21 protein-coding genes and 2 pseudogenes are annotated in these 21,836 nt (G+C 71.9%); 13 read left to right on the top strand and 10 right to left on the bottom strand.

Translation table 11 applies throughout. The annotated features are described in order from the left end of the window. Positions 1–49 precede the first annotated feature (49 nt). On the bottom strand, positions 50–892 hold the full coding sequence (locus OHA98_RS25260; protein ID WP_266929028.1) for a hypothetical protein: 843 nt from the start codon (positions 890–892) through the stop codon (positions 50–52). Positions 893–1,698: 806 nt separating this feature from the next. On the opposite strand from OHA98_RS25260, the gene OHA98_RS25255 reads away from it, so the two are divergent. The 3 genes from OHA98_RS25255 to OHA98_RS25245 all read left to right on the top strand — a co-directional run bounded on the left by OHA98_RS25255 (position 1,699) and on the right by OHA98_RS25245 (position 3,974). After that, positions 1,699–3,021 carry a hypothetical protein gene (locus OHA98_RS25255; RefSeq protein ID WP_266929027.1) on the top strand — a complete coding sequence of 441 codons (1,323 nt, stop codon included), beginning with the start codon at positions 1,699–1,701 and terminating at the stop codon, positions 3,019–3,021. A 189-nt stretch (positions 3,022–3,210) separates the two neighbouring features. Further along, on the top strand, positions 3,211–3,684 hold the full coding sequence (locus OHA98_RS25250; protein ID WP_266929026.1) for a hypothetical protein: 474 nt from the start codon (positions 3,211–3,213) through the stop codon (positions 3,682–3,684). After that, positions 3,681–3,974, top strand: coding sequence for a hypothetical protein (locus OHA98_RS25245; RefSeq protein WP_266929025.1), 294 nt, complete (start codon positions 3,681–3,683; stop codon positions 3,972–3,974). The genes OHA98_RS25250 and OHA98_RS25245 overlap by 4 nt, the downstream gene beginning before the upstream one ends. 78 nt (positions 3,975–4,052) lie before the next feature. Here OHA98_RS25245 and OHA98_RS25240 read toward each other — a convergent pair whose 3' ends face one another. Together OHA98_RS25240 and OHA98_RS25235 are read right to left on the bottom strand one after the other, a co-directional pair. Then, positions 4,053–4,925 carry an undecaprenyl-diphosphate phosphatase gene (locus OHA98_RS25240; RefSeq protein ID WP_266929024.1) on the bottom strand — a complete coding sequence of 291 codons (873 nt, stop codon included), beginning with the start codon at positions 4,923–4,925 and terminating at the stop codon, positions 4,053–4,055. Positions 4,926–5,182: 257 nt separating this feature from the next. Next, positions 5,183–5,893: a TVP38/TMEM64 family protein gene (locus OHA98_RS25235; protein WP_266929023.1), complete on the bottom strand. Its 711-nt coding sequence runs from the start codon at positions 5,891–5,893 to the stop codon at positions 5,183–5,185. A 148-nt stretch (positions 5,894–6,041) separates the two neighbouring features. Here OHA98_RS25235 and OHA98_RS25230 point away from each other — a divergent pair, with 148 nt between their 5' ends. The 3 genes from OHA98_RS25230 to OHA98_RS25220 all read left to right on the top strand — a co-directional run bounded on the left by OHA98_RS25230 (position 6,042) and on the right by OHA98_RS25220 (position 8,417). Beyond that, positions 6,042–6,188 carry a hypothetical protein gene (locus OHA98_RS25230; protein WP_266929022.1) on the top strand — a complete coding sequence of 49 codons (147 nt, stop codon included), beginning with the start codon at positions 6,042–6,044 and terminating at the stop codon, positions 6,186–6,188. 95 nt (positions 6,189–6,283) lie between these two features. Next, complete coding sequence (tuf, locus tag OHA98_RS25225; RefSeq protein ID WP_266929021.1) at positions 6,284–7,459, top strand: elongation factor Tu; 1,176 nt, start codon at positions 6,284–6,286, stop codon at positions 7,457–7,459. A gap of 112 nt (positions 7,460–7,571) precedes the next feature. Beyond that, positions 7,572–8,417 carry a spermidine synthase gene (locus OHA98_RS25220; protein WP_266929020.1) on the top strand — a complete coding sequence of 282 codons (846 nt, stop codon included), beginning with the start codon at positions 7,572–7,574 and terminating at the stop codon, positions 8,415–8,417. Positions 8,418–8,553: 136 nt separating this feature from the next. Here OHA98_RS25220 and OHA98_RS25215 read toward each other — a convergent pair whose 3' ends face one another. Then, positions 8,554–9,609 carry a hypothetical protein gene (locus OHA98_RS25215; protein ID WP_266929019.1) on the bottom strand — a complete coding sequence of 352 codons (1,056 nt, stop codon included), beginning with the start codon at positions 9,607–9,609 and terminating at the stop codon, positions 8,554–8,556. Positions 9,610–9,718: 109 nt separating this feature from the next. Between OHA98_RS25215 and OHA98_RS25210 the strand changes: the two genes are divergently transcribed. Together OHA98_RS25210 and OHA98_RS25205 are read left to right on the top strand one after the other, a co-directional pair. Beyond that, the gene (locus OHA98_RS25210) at positions 9,719–10,156 is read left to right on the top strand and encodes a DUF4442 domain-containing protein (protein WP_266930901.1); all 438 of its coding nucleotides are present in this window, start codon (positions 9,719–9,721) and stop codon (positions 10,154–10,156) included. Between the two features lie 145 nt (positions 10,157–10,301). After that, the gene (locus OHA98_RS25205; protein WP_266929018.1) at positions 10,302–10,961 is read left to right on the top strand and encodes a DedA family protein; all 660 of its coding nucleotides are present in this window, start codon (positions 10,302–10,304) and stop codon (positions 10,959–10,961) included. Between the two features lie 77 nt (positions 10,962–11,038). On the opposite strand, the gene OHA98_RS25200 is transcribed toward OHA98_RS25205, so the two are convergent. Beyond that, positions 11,039–11,569: a gamma carbonic anhydrase family protein gene (locus OHA98_RS25200; protein ID WP_266930899.1), complete on the bottom strand. Its 531-nt coding sequence runs from the start codon at positions 11,567–11,569 to the stop codon at positions 11,039–11,041. Between the two features lie 141 nt (positions 11,570–11,710). Between OHA98_RS25200 and OHA98_RS25195 the strand changes: the two genes are divergently transcribed. Beyond that, the gene (locus OHA98_RS25195; protein WP_266929017.1) at positions 11,711–12,460 is read left to right on the top strand and encodes a DapH/DapD/GlmU-related protein; all 750 of its coding nucleotides are present in this window, start codon (positions 11,711–11,713) and stop codon (positions 12,458–12,460) included. A gap of 125 nt (positions 12,461–12,585) precedes the next feature. Next, positions 12,586–12,798: pseudogene (locus OHA98_RS25190) on the top strand (hypothetical protein); the annotation flags it as partial. Between the two features lie 46 nt (positions 12,799–12,844). Here the strand turns inward: OHA98_RS25190 and OHA98_RS25185 are convergent. Together OHA98_RS25185 and OHA98_RS25180 are read right to left on the bottom strand one after the other, a co-directional pair. Continuing rightward, positions 12,845–13,660 carry an aminoglycoside N(3)-acetyltransferase gene (locus OHA98_RS25185; protein WP_266929016.1) on the bottom strand — a complete coding sequence of 272 codons (816 nt, stop codon included), beginning with the start codon at positions 13,658–13,660 and terminating at the stop codon, positions 12,845–12,847. Positions 13,661–13,703: 43 nt separating this feature from the next. Further along, positions 13,704–14,120 (bottom strand): CoA-binding protein, encoded by a 417-nt coding sequence (locus OHA98_RS25180; protein ID WP_266929015.1) that lies wholly within the window; start codon positions 14,118–14,120, stop codon positions 13,704–13,706. A 74-nt stretch (positions 14,121–14,194) separates the two neighbouring features. On the opposite strand from OHA98_RS25180, the gene OHA98_RS25175 reads away from it, so the two are divergent. The 3 genes from OHA98_RS25175 (at position 14,195) to OHA98_RS25165 (ending at position 19,272) form a co-directional block, all read left to right on the top strand. Then, positions 14,195–14,821: a YigZ family protein gene (locus OHA98_RS25175; protein ID WP_266929014.1), complete on the top strand. Its 627-nt coding sequence runs from the start codon at positions 14,195–14,197 to the stop codon at positions 14,819–14,821. A gap of 180 nt (positions 14,822–15,001) precedes the next feature. After that, positions 15,002–16,183 carry an exonuclease SbcCD subunit D gene (locus OHA98_RS25170; RefSeq protein WP_266929013.1) on the top strand — a complete coding sequence of 394 codons (1,182 nt, stop codon included), beginning with the start codon at positions 15,002–15,004 and terminating at the stop codon, positions 16,181–16,183. Next, positions 16,180–19,272, top strand: a complete 3,093-nt coding sequence (locus OHA98_RS25165; RefSeq protein ID WP_266929012.1) for an SMC family ATPase — start codon at positions 16,180–16,182, stop codon at positions 19,270–19,272. The genes OHA98_RS25170 and OHA98_RS25165 overlap by 4 nt, the downstream gene beginning before the upstream one ends. Here OHA98_RS25165 and OHA98_RS25160 read toward each other — a convergent pair. The 3 genes and pseudogenes from OHA98_RS25160 to OHA98_RS25150 form a co-directional block, all read right to left on the bottom strand. Then, positions 19,178–19,396 (bottom strand): annotated as a pseudogene (locus OHA98_RS25160) (hypothetical protein); the annotation flags it as partial. The gene OHA98_RS25165 and the pseudogene OHA98_RS25160 overlap by 95 nt on opposite strands. Before the next feature lie 99 nt (positions 19,397–19,495). Beyond that, positions 19,496–21,181, bottom strand: a complete 1,686-nt coding sequence (locus OHA98_RS25155) for a DUF885 domain-containing protein (RefSeq protein ID WP_266929011.1) — start codon at positions 21,179–21,181, stop codon at positions 19,496–19,498. An 80-nt stretch (positions 21,182–21,261) separates the two neighbouring features. Further along, entirely contained in the window at positions 21,262–21,834 is a 573-nt protein-coding gene (locus OHA98_RS25150) for an Lrp/AsnC family transcriptional regulator (protein ID WP_266929010.1), read from the bottom strand. Positions 21,835–21,836 lie beyond the last annotated feature (2 nt).

The following is a 21,836-nucleotide window of genomic DNA, read 5'->3' as shown; positions in this document are numbered from 1 at the left end:
GGACGGCCGCATCCGGCGGGCGTGGGTCCGTCGGGCCCCGGTTGGGCCGTCAGCTGCATGCGTGTGGGGGGACTTTGACGTGGGTGGCTTCCGCGGGGATGAAGGTGTTGCCGGTTTCCTGGTCGGCGAAGTTGTTGTTGCTGATGCGGATGGGTGAGGTGTCGGTGAATCCGGCGGGGAGCTCGGGGGCCTGGAGGCTGGAGGGGCCGTATCGCGCGATGTAGTCGGGGGATCCGACGACGGGGATGTTCTCCTGGGTGGAGGAGCGGAAGCCCGCGACGTCGCCGCTGCGGGCGGTGATCTGGACGAGGTAGTCGGCGCTGACGACTCCGTTGGTGTTGAGGAGGTGTCCGTCCAGGGTGTCGGGGACGGTTCCCTTGCCGGTGACGGCGATGTGGTGGAACCCGGCGAGGTAGTCGCCGATGTGGACGCCCTTGATGTCCACGGGTTCCCCGGTGGGTGACATGAGTTGGTCGTCCGTGGTGAGGCGGTCCGCTCGTCTGAGGATCCTGTCGGCGCCCGCGAGGAGGAACAGGTGGTCGCTGGTGACCGCGATCGCGGTGTTCTCGTACCGGACCAGGACGGTGAACTTCTGGCGGGAGGCACCGGTGGTCCCGCCGCTGAAGACGACGGACGCGGGTGCCCATGTGAGACCGGTTCCCGCGGCCAGGACCTCGTCACCCTCGACGTACGTCTCGATGGCCTTGAAGGAACCGTTGCCCTCCTGGACCATCGTGCCGAACGCCAGACACGAACACGAACAGGCACATGTTCCCTGCTCGTCCCGGGTGATCGCCGGGGTGGACACGGGCACGCCCATATCGGCGCAGAATTCTGCGAGTTCCCAGCTGATGCTTCTGCAGTGGGCCGAGGAACATGTTCGGATCGCCATGTTTTTCTTTCTTGGAGTCATCGCCGGAACGGTGTTTCAGGGCGAAAGATATGTCTCTCCCCGAAGGCCGGTCCGATGTGCGGAACGACGGATCTCATCCGAATCGGCTCGGCGAAGGAGTGAGGACGGTCCTGCGCGCGGGGAAGGCGCCCGCGGAGAGCCGGATGGGTTTTCCGTTCGCGCCGGGCCTTTCGGCGGCTGCTCCCTCTGTCTCTCCGGACGATGGGATGGCCAACTGCGCCTGGACAAAGTCTGTCTGATCCTCTTCACGCCTGTCTCCGCGACCATGGCATTCGGCCGAAGGGCTGTGCCTCCGCATGCACGCATCGCCGCGCCCGACGGCTGTTCCCGTGATCGGCGAGGGAGCCCCCGGGACGTTCCCCGCCCGCGTTCACCGGACCGGTCGAACGCTCACTCCGCACCGCTTGCGCCCACGGGCCAAAAGAGCTGCGCCATTGGCATGAAAGGAATGCCCAACACGGCGGACAGCCCTGACAGGTGGGGTAATGATGCCCCGCCGGGACAGTGCGATGTGATTCCGCGCTGCCGGCCGGCCATGCCGGACAACCTCCTCGCCTCCACCGGCTGATCCTTCGGCCGGTGAAGCCACATCAACGGAAACCGGATGGCCTGTCCTCCGGGCGATCCGGCGGAACGAGGGAATCTCCGCAGGGCCAGGTATTTCCGCTGCTCCGGGCCGATCGGGTCCCTGAGCCCCACATCTCCGAGGGAGAATAATGCCAAGGCAGTGTTCATCCGCCCACTGCGGTGCGGTAGACCCCGAAATCAACGAAGTCTGCAAAGAAATGGGGTGGGCGGTCAACCACCCCGTCGTGACCCGGGACGAGCAGGGGCCATGCCTGTGTTCGTGTTCGTGTCTGGCGTTCGGCACGATGGTCCAGGAGGGCAACGGTTCCTTCAAGGCCATCGAGACGTACGTCGAGGGTGACGAGGTCCTGGCCGCGGGAACCGGTCTCACATGGGCACCCGCGTCCGTCGTCTTCAGCGGCGGGACCACCGGTGCCTCCCGCCAGAAGTTCACCGTCCTGGTCCGGTACGAGAACACCGCGATCGCGGTCACCAGCGACCACCTGTTCCTCCTCGCGGGCGCCGACAGGATCCTCAGACGAGCGGACCGCCTCACCACGGACGACCAACTCATGTCACCCACCGGGGAACCCGTGGACATCAAGGGCGTCCACATCGGCGACTACCTCGCCGGGTTCCACCACATCGCCGTCACCGGCAAGGGAACCGTCCCCGACACCCTGGACGGACACCTCCTCAACACCAACGGAGTCGTCAGCGCCGACTACCTCGTCCAGATCACCGCCCGCAGCGGCGACGTCGCGGGCTTCCGCTCCTCCACCCAGGAGAACATCCCCGTCGTCGGATCCCCCGACTACATCGCGCGATACGGCCCCTCCAGCCTCCAGGCCCCCGAGCTCCCCGCCGGATTCACCGACACCTCACCCATCCGCATCAGCAACAACAACTTCGCCGACCAGGAAACCGGCAACACCTTCATCCCCGCGGAAGCCACCCACGTCAAAGTCCCCCCACACGCATGCAGTTTCCTTCCGCCCGATGTCGCGGAGGCCAAGAAGGCGTCTCCCAAGCGAGCCTTCAACGACCCCATGGCCCGCGAGTGGACCGAGGCGCTCTTCGACCAGCACCGGGCGTTCTATCCCGACGTCACCTACAGCCTCGACTGGGCCAGCGACGAGGTCAACGCCTACGCCTGGGTGGAGAACGGTGTCCGCCACGTCGATATCAAGGGGGGCCTCGTCCGCGACGCCGACCTGGAACTCGAAGGCATCAGCCTGGTCATCGCCCACGAACTGGCCCACCACTACGGGGGCCCGCCGACCGGTGGCAGCGGCCTGTCGTGCGAGGGCCAGGCGGACTACCACGGCGTGAGGAACGTCATGCGCCGGGTGTGGTTCGGAGACTCGTACAGCAACACCGTGGGCCCGGCGATCGCCCAGATGGCCGCCTTCTTCGGCGTCCCCGACAGCCCCACCGCGCCCGGAGGCTCCGCAGGGTGCGCCCACCCCGCGGGAGCGTGCCGGATCGCCACTTACCACGCGGCGGTCGACCTCACCGGGAAGCCCGGCTGCGCGAAGTAACCGGTCGAGCCGGCCATCAGGCCCGGCCGACCCGCTCCACCCGGTGCCAAGCGCGCGACCGGCGCACCGCACCGCACCGCACCGGCGCCAGCGGCACATCGGCCGCTGGCGCCCGGCACACGACCACCCCACCCCCCCTGAGCGCAGGAGAGAACGGCGAGCATGACCGCTTCGCAGGTCCAAGACGACATGACAGCACAGCACGAAGACACGGACGAGCTCGCGAGGAGGCTGGGCTTCCCCAAGGACAGACTGACGCCACGGACGCTCGCCCGGATCTCCGAGGACCCGTTGTTCCTCCATCACCTCGAACTCTGCAAGACGGACCCGGAGTTGCTCAACGTCCTGCTCGGCCCCGACACCGACTCCCGCCCCGGCACTCCGGACTTCGGCACCACCGAACTGCTGGCGCGGGCCGGGGCCGCGGTGACACGCTGGGCGGCTTCGGGTTTCAAGAAGGTGCCCGACGCGGTCTACCTGCGACGGCTGGACGCCTGCCGAGGCTGCGAACACCTCGCGCTGCCCATGCGGAACGCGCTGTACCGCCTGACGGGCTCGGCGGACCGGAAGACGGTGTGCGGGCTGTGCGGCTGTGACGTGAACCGGAAGGCGCGCCTGGCCACCGAGAAGTGCCCGGACGGCAGATGGGACACGGAGGAATGACATCCCAGCAGGTGGCACTGCCGGTACGCGTGAGCGACAACGGGGTGCGCAGTTTCATTCCCCCGACCTTCTGCTTCGAGCTCCACGACCGGGCCGGCACACTCGTGTCCACGGTCTCGCGTGTGGTGTGGACCGAGCGGAACACCGAGGACTTCGACGCCGTCGCGCTGCTCCGGGCCGGTCGCGTGCTGGCCGCGGGTGGCCACATCGATTCCTACGACGCGGGGCCGCAGGCGCGTGAGCCCGGCTTCGTCTTCACGTTCGCCGACACCGTCGCCGACGCGGGCTGATCCCCCGGACGAGCACGGCCCCGGCCTGGGGCGACGGGCCGGGGCCGGGGCGGTGCGGATCGCTGCCGGGAGGGGGGGCTAGCCCGCCGACTCGCCCGCGTGCGGGCTCAGCACACCGGCCGCCACCAGGGCGAACAGCAGGATGCCGAGGAGCACGCGGTAGATGACGAAGGGCATGAAGCTCTTGGTCGTGATGAACTTCATGAACCATGAGATGACGGCGTACCCGACACCGAAGGCGATCAGGGTGGCGAAGATCGTCGGTCCCCAGGACACATGGCCCTCGCCCGCGTCCTTCAGTTCGAAGACGCCCGAGGCCAGTACGGCCGGGATCGCCAGCAGGAACGAGTACCGCGCCGCCGCCTCACGCGTGTAGCCCATCAGCAGACCACCGCTGATCGTGGCGCCGGAGCGGGAGACTCCGGGGATCAGCGCCAGGGCCTGGCAGAAACCGAAGATCAGGCCGTCCCTGACCCCCAGCTCCTTGAGGGACTTGCGCTCCTTCACCGCGCGGTGCTTGCCGCCCGCCTCGTCGCGGGCGGCGAGCCGGTCCGCGACACCGAGGACGATGCCCATCACGATGAGGGTCGTCGCGATCAGCCGCAGATCCCGGAACGGGCCCTCGATCTGGTCCTTGAACGTCACGCCGAGCACACCGATCGGGATCGAGCCGACGATGACCAGCCAGCCCATCTGCGCGTCGTGGTCGCTGCGCAGCGAGGCGTTGGTGAGCGACCGGAACCAGGCCGACAGGATCCGGGCGATGTCCTTGCGGAAGTAGATGAGTACCGCCGCTTCCGTGCCGATCTGGGTGATGGCGGTGAACGCCGCCCCGGGGTCGTGCCAGCCGGCGAACGCCGCGGTCAGCCGCAGATGGGCGCTGGAGGAGATCGGCAGGAACTCGGTCAGTCCCTGAACGAGGCCCAGGACGAATGATTCGAACCAGCTCATGGGGCTTTGGCCATCCCGGAGGTGATCGTGCATCGGCCGGTGGGCACAGGGCCGCCGGCAGCGTGCGGATTGCGGTCAAAGGGAAAGGGGACGCATCAGGGCATCGGCCCCGGGATCCTTTGTGGGTCGCGGGCAGCGTATCGCCTGTGAGTGAACGTTCTGCCGCCTGCCCCTGCTGCCCCCCTCACGGCACCGGTGCCGCCCGCCCCGAGGTACGCGTGCCGCCCGTCTCCGGGCGTCCATCGCCGACGCCCGGGTCATTCGCCGCCCAGCCGGTGGCGTTTGCGCCAGGCGACCAGTGCCCCGCCGAGCCCGGACACCACGATGAACCCCATCGCAGCCAGGAACGCGGGCGACGTGGGAGAGGCAGCCTCGCTGCCCGCGATGACGTACGCCGCCGTATTGGGTATCGAGCCGAGTCCCGTGGCCAGCAGGAACGGCGGATACCCCATGCGTGAGGTCGCGGCGCAGTAGTTGGCGGCGGCGAAGGGCACCCCGGGGAAGAGCCGCAGAGCGAGCATCGACCGGAAGCCGTGCCGGCTCAGGACCCCGTCGGCGGCCTTGAGCCAGCGCCCGCGCAGCAGCGTGCGCAGCGCGTCCTGGCCCAGCACCCGGCCCAGCATGAACGAGATTCCCGCGCCGAGCACCGTGCCCGCCAGGGCCGCCGCCAGCCCCGCCTGGGTGCCGAACAGGGCGCCCGCGGCGATGTTGAGGAGGGGGCGCGGGACGAACGCCACCGTGCAGACCCCGTACGCGAGGCCGAACATCATGGCCGCGCCGCCACCGGTCAGCTGAGGGGGCCACCCCGAGGCCAGCAGTCGCTGCGGCTCGAACAGCAGCATCGTCGACGCGGCGGACAGCAGCACCACCACGAGCAGGGAGAACCGGGACCAGGGCGAGAGCAGCGCCTTCGAGCAGCGCATGGCGAGACCACCGGTGGGCCGGGCCGCGGGGACGGGGTCGAACATTCGGGGAGAGTAACCGAAACGGGTGTGTGATCGCCGTAATGCGCAGATGGCGGGCATCCCACGCGGGCGTTCCCCAGGGATGCGCGGAGCAGCTCCCGGCCACCGAAAACCATTCGACGCGGCCGCGCCGCCGGGCCATCATCGGGGCATGTTCCGGTACGCCTTCCTCGCAGCGCCGTCCGCGGTCGCGGACGCGCCGAAGGCTGCCGTGAGCGCTGTCGCGGTCACCGCCGCAGCCGCCGTCCCCGCCGCGATCTCCTGCGCGGCGGCGCCCATCGGCGGCACCCGAAGCTGACCCTCCCCCGACAGTCCGGCGGACCCCGCAAGGGGAGGGTCGGCGGGACCTGGGGGTCTTCTGCACTCAGCTTCGATTCTCCGAAGGAACGAGCCATGCCCAAGACGGCATACGTACGGACCAAGCCGCACCTCAACATCGGCACCATGGGCCATGTCGACCACGGCAAGACCACGCTCACCGCCGCCATCACCAAGGTGCTCAGCGAGCGCGGCGGCAGCAGTACCTCCTATGTGTCGTTCGACCGGATCGACCGGGCGCCCGAGGAGGCCCAGCGCGGCATCACCATCAACATCGCGCACGTCGAGTACGAGACCGACACCCGGCACTACGCGCATGTCGACATGCCCGGCCACGCCGACTACATCAAGAACATGGTCACCGGTGCGGCGCAGCTCGACGGGGCGATCCTCGTCGTCTCCGCGCTCGACGGGATCATGCCGCAGACCGCCGAGCACGTTCTGCTCGCCCGTCAGGTGGGGGTCGACCACATCGTCGTCGCCCTCAACAAGGCCGACGCGGGCGACCCGGAGCTGGCCGACCTGGTCGAGCTGGAGGTCCGCGAGCTGCTCTCCGCGCACGGCTACGGCGGCGACACCGTGCCCGTGGTGCGGGTCTCCGGCCTCAAGGCGCTGGAGGGCGACCCCCGGTGGACCGCCGCGATCGAGGGGCTGCTGGACGCCGTCGACACATACGTACCGATGCCGGTGCGGTACACCGACGCGCCGTTCCTGCTGCCCGTGGAGAACGTCCTGACCATTACCGGCCGGGGCACGGTCGTCACCGGCGCCGTGGAGCGCGGCACCGTCCGCGTCGGCGACCGGGTGGCCGTGCTCGGCGCGGACATCGACACGGTCGTCACCGGCCTGGAGACCTTCGGCAAGCCGATGGAGTCCGCCGAGGCCGGCGACAACGTGGCGTTGCTGCTGCGCGGAGTGGAGCGCGACCGGGTCCGCCGCGGTCATGTGGTGGCGGCGCCGGGCAGCCTGACCCCGAGCCGCCGGTTCACCGCGCAGGTGTACGTCCTGTCGGCGCGGGAGGGCGGCCGGACCACCGCCATCGGCACCGGCTACCGGCCGCAGTTCTACATCCGCACGGCGGACGTCGTCGGGGACGTGGACCTCGGCGGGGCGGCGGTCGCGCGCCCCGGCGAGACGGTCACCATGACCGTCGAGCTGGGCCGTGACATCCCGCTGGAGGCCGGCCTCGGCTTCGCGATCCGCGAGGGCGGCCGCACCGTCGGCGCCGGTACGGTCACCGGACTGCTCTGACGGTCCGGGACTCGTGAACCCGCCCCCGCAGTCCGCGGGAGGCGGGTCCACGGGGGGACCGCGTCGGGCCGCGCGGTGCGGAACAGCGCGGACCACGCCGCACAATGGGGGAGTGAACGAGCCGATACCCGTCATCCGCGACGTCGACCGCGGCACCGCCCGCCTGCTGCCCGATGTGGACCGCGAGCGGGCCTGGCTGCTGACGGTCGATGACGCGCCCCAGTCCTATGTCGACCTCGACGACCCGACGTACCTCGAATTCGAGTACGTCCGAAGGCTCGCCCACGCCGTCGACTGCGCCGCCGTACCCGGTACCCCGCTCGATGTGGTGCACCTGGGCGGCGGCGCCCTCACCCTGCCCCGCTACGTCGCGGCGACCCGGCCCGGATCACGGCAGCACGTGGCCGAGGCGGACCACGCACTGCTGGACCTGGTCGGGGAGCACCTTCCGGTGCCGGAGGGCAGCGGCATCACGGTCCACGGCACCGACGCCCGGGGGTGGCTGGAGCGGGCCGCGCCGGGCTCGGCCGATGTCCTGGTCGCGGATGTGTTCGGCGGCTCCCGGGTCCCCGCCCATCTGACCTCCGTCGAGTACGCGAGGGCCGCCGGACGGGCCCTGCGCGCGGACGGGCTCTACGCCGCCAATCTGGCCGACGGCGCACCGTTCGGCTTTCTGCGTTCGCAGCTCGCCACCTTCGCCACGGTCTTCGCCGAGCTGGCGCTGATCGCCGAACCGGCCGTGCTGCGCGGCCGGAGGTTCGGCAACGTCGTGCTCATCGCCTCGCACACGCCGGTCGACACGGCGGCGCTCACCCGCCGCTGCGCCGCCGACGCCTTTCCGGCCAGGGTCGAGTACGGCGATGCCCTCGTACGGCTCATCGGCGCGGCGGAGCCGGTCGCGGACGAGGACGCGGTCGCCTCACCCGTACCGCCGGACGGGGCGTTCAGCATCGGCTGAGGGGCGCGTGCCGGGTCCGTACGGGAACGGCGGACGCCGCCGCGACCGGTGAGCCCTGAGGGAGCGGCCCGTGATGATCGCGGCGGTGTCGGCCGTTCGCGTGCTGCCGGCGGCCGGCGGCCGCGTCATGGGCGGCTCAGGGCGTGGTCTCCGCGAGCCGCACCGTGCTGAGGATCTGCTGGATCGTGGTGTCGGGGAGTTCGTCCTTGACCGCCGCGTTGGCGTACAGCACCCAGGTCGAGTACTCGCTCTTGGCGTTCTTGAAGGTGAAGGCGATCGACTTGCCGTCGGTGTCGCACTTCTCCTTCTTGGACACCCCGGACGCGGTGGCCGTCACGACGCTTCCGGACAGGCCCGACTTCGTGGTGAACGGCTTGGGCTTGCCGACCTTGACGGTGCCCTTGGGCTCGGTCTGGGCGTAGGCGGCCCACACCCAGTTGCCCGCCTCGTTCGTGGCGGCCTCGTCGGTGCTCTTGGCACCCTGGGCGCCCTTGGTCCCGACACCGGCCAGACCGGTGTCCTCCTTGGTGCCGTCCTTGTCGGAGTCGTCGACGCACCACTTGCTCTTGTAGTAGGCGGGTGCGGAGAAACCGACGGCGGGCGGCCCCTCGGGCTTCTTGGCGTTCTCGAAGCCCGCGAACACACCCGTGCCCGCGACCTCCCAGTCACCCGGGACGTCGAACTGGGTCCCCCACTTGGGGTTGGTGACGACCTTCCAGCCCGGGATCAGGGGCTTGGCCTCCCCGCCGGCGCCCCGCGGGTTCTCCACGGGTGCGGAGGGGGAACCGGACACCTCGGCGCTGGGCGAGGACGACTTCTTGTCGTCCGCGACCGTCGTGCCCTTGTCGTCGTCCTTGTTCATCACGACGACCCCGGTGACCACGGCGGCCACGACGACCGCCGCCGCCGCGACGACGGCGACGACGGTCGTCTTCTTCTTGTCGTCGGGCTGCGGCCCCCCGGGCGGCCCCGGAACGGCGGGAGCCGTCACGGTCGGCTGCTGGTACGGGTTGGGCTGTGGGTAACCCTGCTGCTGACCGGGCTGCCCCTGCGGGTACCCCGGCCGGCCCTGCTGCTGATATCCCGGCTGCTGATAGGGATTCGGCTGCTGGTACCCCGGCTGCTGGTACGGGTTCTGATTCTGGTCCTGCGGGTTTTGCTCGCCCCCGGGCGGCTGCTGTCCTGGCCACATGGCCAGTAACCATAGAGGGGCGGCGCCCCCGCTGCCACGGCCGCCCCTGCGGGGGGATGGCCAAACAGTCCTACCCGTGAGTAACATTCGGGCCATGAGCGCTGAACAGATGACCGTCGGAGAGATGCTCGTCGCGACGGTTCCGATGGCCCGGACCCTCAACCTCGAATTCCTGGAGACGACCGCCGAACGCGCGGTCGTGCGGTTGCCGGACCAGGCGGAATACCACAACCACGTCGGCGGCCCGCACGCCGGAGCGATGTTCACGCTCGCCGAATCGGCCAGCGGCGCGATCGTCATAGCCGCGTTCGGCGACCAGATGACCCGCGCCGTACCGCTCGCGGTGAAGGCGGAGATCGGCTACAGGAAGCTGGCGATGGGAGAGGTCACCGCCACCGCGACCCTCGGCCGCCCCGTCGCCGAGGTGGTCGCCGAACTGGACGAGGGCAAGCGGCCCGAGTTCCCCGTGGGCATCGAGATCCAGCGGGCCGACGGCGCGGTGACGGGCGGGATGACCGTGGTCTGGACGCTGCGCCCGAACAGCTGACGGTCACTCGGACAGCGGGTGGCGAACGGGCCGTCGTGCTCCCGGCGGGGGAGGCGCGGCGGCCCTTCGCGCTGCCGCGGACCGGTAGGCTTCCCGCCTGCGCCGCGGCACCCGCGGCCGACAACCCGTACGGGAGGCACCGGCGTTGCACGTCCAGGAGTGGCTGGAGACGGTTCCCGCGATCAGCGTCTACCTCCTCGTGGGGGTCGTGATCGGGCTGGAGAGCCTGGGCATTCCGCTGCCCGGCGAGATCATCCTCGTCAGCTCGGCGCTGCTCGCCTCCCAGCACGGTGAGATCGACCCGGTGGTGCTCGGCGCCTGTGCGACGGCCGGTGCGATCATCGGGGACTCGATCGGCTATGCCATCGGCCGCAGGGGCGGCCGGCCGCTGCTCGCCCGGCTGGGGCGGAGATTTCCCAAGCACTTCGGTGAGGCGCAGATCGCCATGGCGGAGCGCTCGTTCGAGAAGTGGGGCATGTGGGCCGTGTTCTTCGGCCGCTTCGTCGCCCTGCTGCGGATCTTCGCCGGGCCGCTGGCCGGAGTCCTGCGGATGCCGTACTGGAAGTTCCTGACCGCCAACGTGCTCGGCGGCATCGTCTGGGCGGGCGGCACCACGGCCGTCATCTACTCGGTGGGAGTCGTCGCCGAGGCCTGGCTCAAGCGATTCTCATGGCTGGGGCTGGTGTTCGCCGTGATCTGCGGGCTGGCGTCGATGCTGGTGCTGAGGAACCGGGCGAAGAAGGCGGCGGCGCAGTCCGGCGGGCACCCGGTGGCCGAACCGGCGGCCGTCCCGGCCGCGGACTGACCCGCGGCGCGGAACGGCGGACGGGCCGGCGGCGCGGAACCGGTGACAGGCCCGCTTCGGCCGCCGGGAAGCCGTCCTCAGTCCTCGTGGGCGGCGCGGTGCGCCTTGGCCAGCTCCACATAACCGGCCGCGTTGAACCTGATGCCTTCGCGTTCCTCCTCGGTCAGTGCCCGCTTCACCTTGGCGGGCACTCCCGCGACGAGCGAACCCGGCGGTACGCGCATTCCCTGCGGGACCAGCGCCTGCGCGGCGACCAGTGAACCGGCGCCGATGTGCGCCCCGTTGAGCACCGTCGCACCCATGCCGACCAGCACGTCGTCCTCGATCGTGCAGCCGTGCAGCACCGCGTTGTGACCGACGGAGACCCGCGCCCCCACCGTGAGCGGGAACCCGGGGTCGGTGTGCACGCTGCAGTTGTCCTGGATATTGCTGTCCGGTCCGAGCGTGATCGGGCCGCAGTCGGCGCGCAGCACGGCCTGGTACCAGACGCTGGAGCCCGGGGCCAGAGTCACCTCCCCGATCACCACGGAGGTCGGTGCCACAAAGGCATCCGCGTCGATGTCCGGCTCCTTGCCGCCCATACCCGTGATCAACGCCTGTTCCGCCATGGCCTGCTCCTCCGTGCTCCGGTGTGGTGCGCTCATGCCATGGAAACGGTAGGCGCGGGTTCTCCGCCAGCCCCGGGGGTGGGGTGAACATCACAGGTCACCGCACGGATGGGCCGATGCGCCGCCGACTACCGTGAGCCCGTGCCGAACAACCGGAACGTGTTCTCCGCCCTCGCCCGCTGGCGCCGCCGCGCCGCCTCCCGCGCCGTCCACCGCGGCTGGGCCTGGATGCGGGAGTCCGGCGCGGTCACCGCCCAGCACCCCGGGAGGCTGCGGTTCGGCCGGATAGGTACGGGGACCCGGCTCGCGTTCCCGCAGGGCACGGTGTTCGGTGAGCCGTGGATCGTGCTCGGCGAGCACTGCGTCATCGGTGAGCAGGTGACGCTCACGGCCGGGATGATGCCCGGCCTGGATCTGGGACCCGACCCGATACTGACCCTCGGTGACGGAGTGGTGCTCGGCCGCGGGAGCCATGTCATCGCCGATACGACGGTGACGATCGGCCCGGACACGTACTGCGGTCCGTATGTCTACATCACCTCGACCAACCACAGCTACGACGACCCGCACGAGCCCGTCGGCAAGCAGTGGCCGCGGATGGAGCCGGTCGAGATCGGCCCCGGCTGCTGGATAGGTACGGGCGCGGTGGTCCTGCCCGGCGCCAGGCTCGGCCGCAATGTGGTGGTGGCGGCGGGCGCGGTCGTCCGGGGCGAGGTCCCCGACCACGCGGTGGTGGCGGGGGCGCCGGCGCGTGTCGTACGCAGCTGGGATCCGGACCGGGGCTGGCAGCCGCCGCTGCGTACACCGGCTCCCGTACCGATCCCGGCGGGCGTCACCTCCGAGCAGTTGCTGGCGCTGGCCCGGCTGGAGGAGTCACCGGGCACCGGGTAGCGGGGCCGGCTGCCGTGCGCGTGTGGTCCGCGACGACGGCACCGATCCGGCCGAGCCGACCAGGGGCCGTCCCGTCCCGGTCCCGCCCGCACGCTGAGCCGTCCGTACTCCGGGACGGCCCGGGGGACGGCGCCGCACGCCGCCACCTCGGAGCCCGCAAGGCGTCGTTCGCCCCGATCGGACGGCCCGCCTCCTGGCCGCTGCCGCTCGGCCCCGCGGTCGTCGACGAGGAGTGGGTACTGATCGGCAGCGGCACACGGCGCGGCAAGCCGATCGTCCCCGGCAAGGCCTTCGCCGCCCTGCCCGGCGCCGTCCTGGTGGAGGGCCTCGGCGTCTGAGCCGCGTGCCCGCTCCCGGTGCCCCGGGCAGGAGGACACCGGAGCCTCAGCCCCGGACCGGCCGGTGGGCGGCGAGCCAGCCGGTGGCGAAGTCCACGGCCGGGGTGAGGCGCACGAGGCGGCAGGGCGCCGATCCCACCCGGCCGAGGCGCACGGTCCCCTCGCCGGCCGCACCGGCGAAGGCCGCCCCCAGGCCCCCGAAGTCGCTGTCGTCCAGGTCGACGTCCTCGTACTCCCACCACTGCCGCAGGCCCTCGCGGGTCACCACACAGCTGTAGCGGCGGCGGGGCGGATCGGGGAGCCGGTACTCGCCCAGGTGGAAGGCGGTGCAGGTGTCGAAGCCGGTTCCCAGCATCAGGATGTGGGCATCGGCCTCGTACAGCCGGGCCAGCGGTGAGTCCTCCCCGAGATGGCAGTCGGCGCGGTGCCCCGCGAGCAGCTCGCCCGCCGCCGGGCCGATCGCCGCGAACGAGGTCTGCGCGTGCCCGCTGCGCCCGGCCCCCGGCATGGTCCGGACGGTCTCGGCGAGGCGTCCCATGGACGGTGCCGCCGAGGTGTCCCGGTCGAAGGGCGGCATCGACGCGCGCACCGCCTCCCGGGCCTCGGCGCTCAGCCCGTCCACGCGCTCGCGGTAGTGCGGGGAGGTGTCGGAATTTTCCGGGGTGAAGGCGGGAACCACCAGCGTCCCCGCCGGCCCGAGGACCCGGCGCAGGGCGTCCACCATCGTCCGCGCGCCCCCGTCGACCGGCCCCACCGCCCGCAGCGAGGCGTGCACGATCAGGACGTCGCCCGGCCGTACGCCCAGTGCGGCCAGGTGGGCGGCGGCCAGGTCACCGTCGAGAGGAACGCTCACGGTGGGCATTCTTCCCGTCCCGGGGCAGGTGCCATGCCACCCCGACAGGCTCTCAGGCCCCGGGCGCCAGCCGCGGGATCTCGATGGCGGGGCACCTGTCCATGACCATGTCGAGCCCGGCCGCACGCGTGCGCTCGTACGCCTGCTCGTCCGTCACCCCCAGCTGGAACCACACCGCCTTCGCGCCCACCGCGACCGCCTCGTCCGCGACCCCGCCCGCCAGCTCGCTGTTGACGAAGACATCCACCACATCCACCGGGAACGGGATCTCCGCCAGCGAGGCGTACCCCTGTTCGCCGTGTACCGGCTGCGCCCCGGGATGCACGGGCACCACCCGCTTGCCGAAGCGCCGGAGCACCTCGGCGACGCCGTAGGCAGCCCGCGAACGGTTGTTGGACAGGCCCACCACCGCCCAGGTGTCGCCCGAGTGCCGAAGGATCCGCCGGATCGTCGCTTCGTCTGCGTACATGCCCGGACAACGGACGATCCCCGCGCGCCATTCCCGCCCGGACGCACCCGGACACCGGCGCATAGGGTGGCCGGATGCAGGAGCAGTACCGGACAGTCGCCCGCGCGGGCGTGCACGAGACCGAGATCAACCGATCACGCTTCCTCTGCGCGCTCGCCCCCGCCGCCACCGAACAGGAGGCGCAGGAGTTCGTCGCACGTGTCCGCAGGGAACACCCCACCGCCACACACAACTGCTTCGCGTACGTGATCGGCGCCGACGCCTCCGTACAGAAGGCGAGCGACGACGGCGAGCCCGGCGGCACCGCCGGTGTCCCCATGCTCCAGATGCTGCTGCGCCGCGAGGTGCGCTACGTCGTCGCGGTCGTCACCCGCTACTACGGCGGTGTGAAACTCGGCGCCGGCGGTCTGATCCGGGCGTACGGGGGAGTGGTCGGCGAAGCACTCGACGAACTCGGCACCCTCACCCGGCAGCGGTTCCGGCTCGCGACGGTCACCGTCGACCACCAGCGGGCGGGCAAGCTGGAGAACGATCTGCGCGCCACCGGCCGGAACGTGCGCGAGGTGCGGTACGCGGAGGCCGTCACCATCGAGATCGGACTCCCGGACTCCGACGTCCCGGCGTTCACGGCCTGGCTGGCCGACGCGACCGCCGGATCGGCGACGCTGGTGCTGGGCGGCGAGGCGTACGGCGATGCCTGACACCGCACCCGGCCCGGGGAAAACCGTGATCGATGCGGGTTCCGGGGCGCACCGGCGTTAGCGTGGTCGGTGCTGACAGCGTGATCACGGGCCGGACCGGCCCGGATCCGGTGCGGGGCCGGCCCGGCCCATGGGGTGGAGGACGAGAAACATGCAGGTCGGAGTCGGCGGAGTGATGTCTTGAGGATTCTGCACACCTCGGACTGGCACCTGGGACGGTCCTTCCACCGTGTCCCGCTGCTCGACGCGCAGGCCGCCTGCCTCGATCACCTGGTGGCGACCGTGCGGGAGCGGGACGTCGATGTGGTGCTGGTCGCCGGCGACGTCTACGACCGTGCCGTGCCGCCGCTGGCCGCCGTCGAACTCTTCGACACCGCGCTGCACCGGCTCGCCGACGCGGGCGTCCCGACCGTCATGATCTCCGGCAACCACGACTCGGCGCGCCGGCTCGGCGTCGGCGCGGGCCTCTTCGGGCGGGCGGGCATCCATCTGCGTACCGACCCCGAGGGCTGCGCCACCCCCGTCGTGCTGTCCGACCACCACGGCGACGTGGCGTTCTACGGCCTGCCCTATCTGGAACCCGCCCTCGTCAAGGACACCCTGGGAGCCGCGAAGGCCGGCCACGAGGCCGTCCTCGGCGCCGCCATGGACAAGGTCCGCGCGGACCTTGCCGCCCGGTCCGGTGCCACCGGGAGCGGCGCCACCCGGTCCGTGGTCCTCGCACACGCCTTCGTCGCGGGAGGCCGCCCCAGCGACAGCGAGCGCGACATCACCGTCGGCGGGGTCGCCGCCGTTCCGGCCGGAGTCTTCGAAGGCATCGACTACGTGGCCCTGGGCCACCTGCACGGCAGCCAGGTGGTCACCGAGCGCATCCGCTACTCCGGTTCTCCCCTCGCGTACTCCTTCTCCGAGGCCGACCACCGCAAGACCATGTGGCTGATCGACCTCGACGGCTCGGGCGGCCTCACCGCCGAACGCGTCGACTGCCCGGTCCCGCGGCCTCTCGCCCGGATCCGCGGCCGTCTGGACACCCTGATCGAGGACCCGGCCCTGGAGCGGCACGAGAACGCGTGGGTCGAGGCCACTCTCACCGACCCGGCACGCCCCGCCGAGCCGATGGTCCGCCTCGCTCGGCGCTTCCCGCACATCCTCAGCCTGGTCCTCGACCCGGACCGCGCCCCCGAGGACCCCCACGCCTCCTACGCCCAGCGGCTCAAGGGGCGCGACGACCACCAGATCGCGGAGGACTTCGTGGCCCATGTCCGGGGCGGCACCGGGCCCGACGACCGGGAGCGCACCGTGCTGCGCGAGGCCTTCGACGACGTACGGGTGGACGACGGCGTGCACGAGGTGTCGCGTTGAGACTGCACCGCCTCACCCTCACCGCCTTCGGCCCCTTCGGCGCCACCCAGGAAGTCGACTTCGACGCGCTCAGCTCGGCCGGCCTCTTCCTGCTGCACGGACCGACCGGAGCCGGGAAGACCTCGGTGCTGGACGCAGTCTGCTACGCCCTGTACGGCGCGGTTCCCGGCGCCCGCCAGAGCCCCGGCACCTCCCTGCGCAGCGACCACGCGCCCGCGGGGCTGCCGACCGAGGTCCTGCTGGAGATGACCGTCGGGGGCCGCCGCCTCGAAATCACCCGCAGGCCCGCCCAGCCCCGCCCCAAGAAGAAGGGCGACGGCTTCACGACGGAGAAGGCGCAGAGCTGGCTGCGCGAGTACGACGCCGAGCACGGCTGGCGGGCCCTCAGCCGCTCCCACCAGGAGATCGGCGAGGAGATCACCCAGCTCATCGGGATGAGCCGGGACCAGTTCTGCCAGGTCGTGCTGCTGCCCCAGGGCGACTTCGCCCGCTTCCTGCGCGCCGACGCGGAGGCCCGCGGCAGACTCCTCGGGCGGCTCTTCGACACCCGGCGCTTCGCCGCCGTGGAGGAGCGCCTCGCCGAACTGCGACGCGGCGCCGAGGCCAGGGTGAAGGCGGGGGACGAGAAGATCCTCGCCGTCGCCCAGCGTCTCGCCCAGGCCGCCGGCCCCGCGGCCGACGAGGTCCCACCGCCCGGCGCGCAGCCGGGAGAGCCGGGACTGGCCGAGGACGTACTGGAGTGGGCCGCCATCGCCCGCAGCACGGCGCGCGAACGGCTCGACATCGCCCGTTCCGTCCTGTCCGCGGTGGAGGGGGAACGGGACACCGCCCGCCGCGCACTGGACACGGAACGCGAGCTGGCGAGGCTCCAGCAGCGGTACGAGGAGACCCTGCGGCGCGCCGCGGCGCTGGAGGAGCGGCGCCCCGGGCGGGACCGCCGGCACGAGCGTCTGGAGCGTGCCCGCAAGGCGGACCGGGTCGCACCGGCCCTGGAGCTCCGCGACGAGGCCGAACGGGCCTACCGCACGGCGAACGAGGCCCGCGAGCGCTCCCGTGCCCTGCTGCCCGGAGGTCTGCGCGACGCGGGCGCGGAGCAGCTCGCCGAACTGGAGCGCCGGTTGCGCCAGGAGCTCGGCGGACTCGATGCCGCCCGCCGCGCCGAACGCCGCAGCGCGGAGATCGACGCCGAACGGAGCCGGCTGGAACGGCAGTCCCGGGCCGACGACGACCTGATCCAGGAAGCGGCCGGCTGGCTGGCCGGCTGGGACACCGCCCACCGGACCCTGCGGGAGCGGATCGAAACGGCACAGGAGTCGGCGACCCGCGCCGAACAGGTGGCGGGGCGTCTGGCCCCGGCCCGCAGGAGGCTGGACGCCGCACGCCGCCGCGACACACTGGCCGTCGAGGCGGCGTCCGCCCGCCACCGGCTGGACGAGGCCCGCGAACGCGCCCTCGCCGCCCATGAGACCTGGCTGGGCCTGCGCGAGCGGCGCCTGCGGGACATCGCGGCGGAGCTGGCGGCCGAACTCGTCGACGGTGCGGCCTGCACGGTGTGCGGCTCGGCCGAGCACCCGGCGCCGGCCAGCGCGGGCGACGGCCATGTCGACCGGGCGACGGAGGAGGCGGCCCTCGCCGCCCACCGGCACGCGGAGGAGGCGCGTGCCCGGGCGGAGCACGCGCTGGGAGTCGTACGCGAACGGCACACCGCGGCGCGTGCGGAAGCCGCGGAAGAGCCTGATGCCGCCGGAGCCGGAGCCGGAGCCGGAGCGGGGGCCGGAGCCGGAGCGGGGCCGGGGCCGGGCGATGCCGCTCGTGCCTCGGCCGTGGACCCCGCGGCCGCCGAACTGGAAGCGCTCGTGGACCGGTTGGCGCGCGAGCATGCCGAGGCGCACCGCCTCGCGGCCGGGACGCACGCCGCGCGCGAGGCCCTCGCCGCGGCCGAGCGGGAGCACCTGGGCCGCCTCGACGAGCAGCAGCAGGCCGAGCGGAGGGCCGCCGCCCGGACCTCCCAGCGGGAGGCGCTCGACCGTGAGCAGTCCGCGCTGGAAGCCGGACTCGTCATGGCCCGGGGGGAGTCGGACTCCGTCGCCGCGCACGCCGACCTGCTCGCCCGCCGGGTCGCGCTCCTCGCCGGGGCGGCGGCGGCCGTACGCACCGAACAGGACGCGGCGCAACGGCGCAAGGAGGCCGACGACCGGCTCTCCGACGCTGCCTTCCGCGCGGGTTTCAGCACCCCGCAGGAGGCCGCGGAGACCCTGCTCGACGCCGTCGGCCAGCGCGACCTCCAGCAACGGATCGACGCCTGGCAGGCCGAGGCAGCCGCGGTGGCCGACCGGCGCGCCGAACACGACGCGCGAGCTGCCGCCGAGCGCCCGCGGGCGGCGCCGGACCTCGCGCAGGCCGCGTACGACCGGTCCGAGCGTCTGCTGCGCGACACCGCGACGGCGCTCGCCGCCGCGGAGGAGCGCTGCGCCGAACTCGGCCGTCTCTCGCGGCGAGCAGCCGAGGAGGTCCGGGGGCTGGGCCCGGTGCGCCAGGAGTACGAGCGTGTCGCGCGGCTCGCCGGGCTGACCGCGGGCACCGCCGCCGACAACGAGCGCAAGATGCGCCTGGAGGCGTACGTACTCGCCGCCCGCCTCGAACAGGTGGCCGCGGCCGCCACCGCCCGGCTTCAGCGGATGTCCTCGGGCCGTTACACCCTGGTCCACTCCGATGCCCGCGCCGGAGGCCGCCGGTCGGGACTCGGCCTGCATGTCGTCGACGCCTGGACGGGCCGCGAGCGCGATACGGCCACGCTCTCCGGGGGCGAGACGTTCTTCGCCTCGCTCGCCCTGGCACTCGGCCTCGCCGATGTCGTCACCGACGAGGCGGGCGGCGCCGGGCTGGACACGCTCTTCATCGACGAGGGCTTCGGCAGCCTGGACGACCAGACCCTGGACGAGGTGCTCGACGTGTTGGACTCGCTGCGCGAGCGGGACCGCAGCGTCGGCATCGTCAGCCATGTCGCCGATCTGCGCCGCCGGATCCCCGCCCAGCTCGAAGTGGTGAAGGAGCGGAACGGGTCAGCGGTGCGCCACCGGGTGACCTGAGGGCTCGGAGACTGATCGCCCGCCGGGGCGGTGGCGAGGAGTGGACGACGCCGGTGGTGACGCAGCCGAGGGCACCGATCCGGCCCGCGACCTCCTCCAGGTGGCTCATCGAGCGGCTGCCGACCGACGGCGACCGGGCTCATGGCACCCCGGACCGGCGTACCGGACCGGGGTGCCATGAGCCCGCGTCGGGGCGTCGACTACTCGTCGGACCCTCGGACCGTCAGAGCTTCGACAGCTCGTCCACCAGGTCGTCCAGACCCAGCGAACCCTGCGACAGCGCGGCCATGTGCCAGGCCTTGAGGTCGAACGCGTCGCCGTGCGCCTTGCGGGCGTTCTCCCGGCCGAGCAGCCAGGCGCGCTCGCCCAGCTTGTAGCCGATGGCCTGCCCCGGCATCGACAGATAGCGGGTCAGCTCGCTCGCCACGAAGTCCGCCGGACGGCCGCTGTGGCTGCCGAAGAACTCCTCGGCCAGATCGGGTGTCCAGCGCTCACCCGGATGGAACGGCGAGTCCGCCGGGATCTCCAGCTCCAGGTGCATGCCGATGTCCACGATCACCCGGCAGGCCCGCATCATCTGGGCGTCCAGATAGCCGAGCCGCCGTTCCGCGTCGGGCAGGAAACCCAGCTCGTCCATCAGGCGCTCCGCGTACAGCGCCCATCCCTCGGCGTTCGCGCTGACCTCCCCCACGGACGCCTGGTAGCGGGACAGGCTGTCGGCGACATGAGTCCACTGGGCGATCTGCAGGTGATGGCCGGGAACACCCTCGTGGTACCAGGTGGAGACCAGGTCGTACACCGGGAAGCGGGTCTCGCCCATGGTCGGCAGCCAGGTGCGGCCGGGGCGCGAGAAGTCCTCGGACGGACCGGTGTAGTACGGCGCGGCCGCGCCCCCCGGCGGGGCGATCCGGGACTCCACCTTCCGTACCCGCTCGGCGAGTTCGAAGTGGGTGCCGTCGAGTGCCTCGATCGCCTCGTCCATCAGGCTCTGCAGCCAGTCCCGGACCTCCTCGACGCCCTCGATGTGCTTGCCGTGCACATCGAGGTGGGCGAGCGCCTCCCAGGGACCCGCGCCGGGCAGGATCTTGTCGGCCTCCGTCTTCATCTCGGCGAGCAGCCGGTGGTATTCGGCCCAGCCGTACGCGTACGCCTCGTCGAGATCCAGATCGGTGCCGTTGAACTGGCGGGACCAGCGGGCATAGCGCTCCCTGCCCACGGTGTCGGGCGCACCCTCGATCGCGGGGGCGTAGACCTCACTCATCCACTCCCGCAGTGCCACGACCGCTTCCGTCGCCTGCCGGGCTGCGTCGTCCAGGTCCGCGCGCAGCGCGGCGGGACCGGGAGCGGCGAAGTCCTCGAAGAACGACGGGCCGTCGCTTCCGCTCCACTCCGCCAGCTGCTCGATGAAGGTGGCGGTCGGGCGCGGCCCGCCGTAGAGCTTGCGCTCCAGGCCGAGCGCCAGCGAGGCCCGGTACCCCTCCAGCGCTGCGGGAACCGCGCGCAGGCGGTCCACCACCGCTGCCCAGTCCTCGTCGGTCTCGGTCGGGGTGACCGTGAACACCTCACGGACGCTGTGGGCGGGCGAATGGATGTTGGAGACGGCCCGCAGCCCCTCCTCGGCGTCATGGACGGCGAGTTCGGCCGTCAGGCGTTCACGCAGCAGCCGTCCGCAGCGGCGTTCCGCGTCGCTGTCGGCGCCGGGCACCTGCTCCGCGGCGTCGAGTTCCGCCAGGGTGGCGCGGGCGAGGGCGGCGAGGGCGGCCTGACCGGCCGGTGAGAAATCGGGCAGGCGGCGCGAGCTTTCCGGCACACCCAGATAGGTGCCCGTGATCGGGTCGAGTTCGATGAGTGCGTCGACGTAGGCGTCGGCGACCTGGCGGGGCAGCGCGCGGCTCGATGTGTCTGACATGCGGACATCCTCGTACGGCGGGGCCCTCCGCGTCACCATCATTCGGGCTCGGGCGTCCGGAACCGCGTTTTTTGCGGCCGTCAGGAGCCGCTGCCCGGCTTCCCGCTGCCCGGCTTCCCGCTGCCCGGCTTCCCGCCGGCCGGCTTCCCCACAGGCGGCTTCCCTCCGCCCGGCTGCCCCTCGGACGGTGGCAGCAGCGGACCGCACTCCCACTGCTGGAAGATCAGCCGGGTCTCCACCCGGGCCACCTCACGGCGCGAGGTGAACTCGTCCAGCACGAGCCGTTGCAGATCCGCCGTGCCGGCGACCGCGACATGGACGAGATAGTCGTCGGGGCCGGTGAGGTGGAACAGCGCACGGGACTCCGGCAGCGCCCTGATCCGCTCGACGAACGGGCCGATGAGTTCCCGGCGGTGCGGCCGGACCTGCACCAGGAGCAGGGCCTCCAGACCCCGGCCGAGCATGGCGGGGTCGAGCCGCAGCTGATGGCCGAGAATCACACCCGAGCGGCGCAGCCGGGTCACCCGGTCCAGGCAGGTGGAGGGCGCCACACCCACTTCGGCGGCGAGTTCGCGGTACGTGGTCCGTGCATCGTTCTGCAGCAGTCGCAGAATGTGCAGATCCACCGGATCCAAAGCGACAGATTCGGCCATCG

This window comes from Streptomyces sp. NBC_00654, assembly GCF_026341775.1.
GTDB lineage: Bacteria > Actinomycetota > Actinomycetes > Streptomycetales > Streptomycetaceae > Streptomyces.
This window is presented reverse-complemented; position numbering and strand designations above follow the sequence as displayed.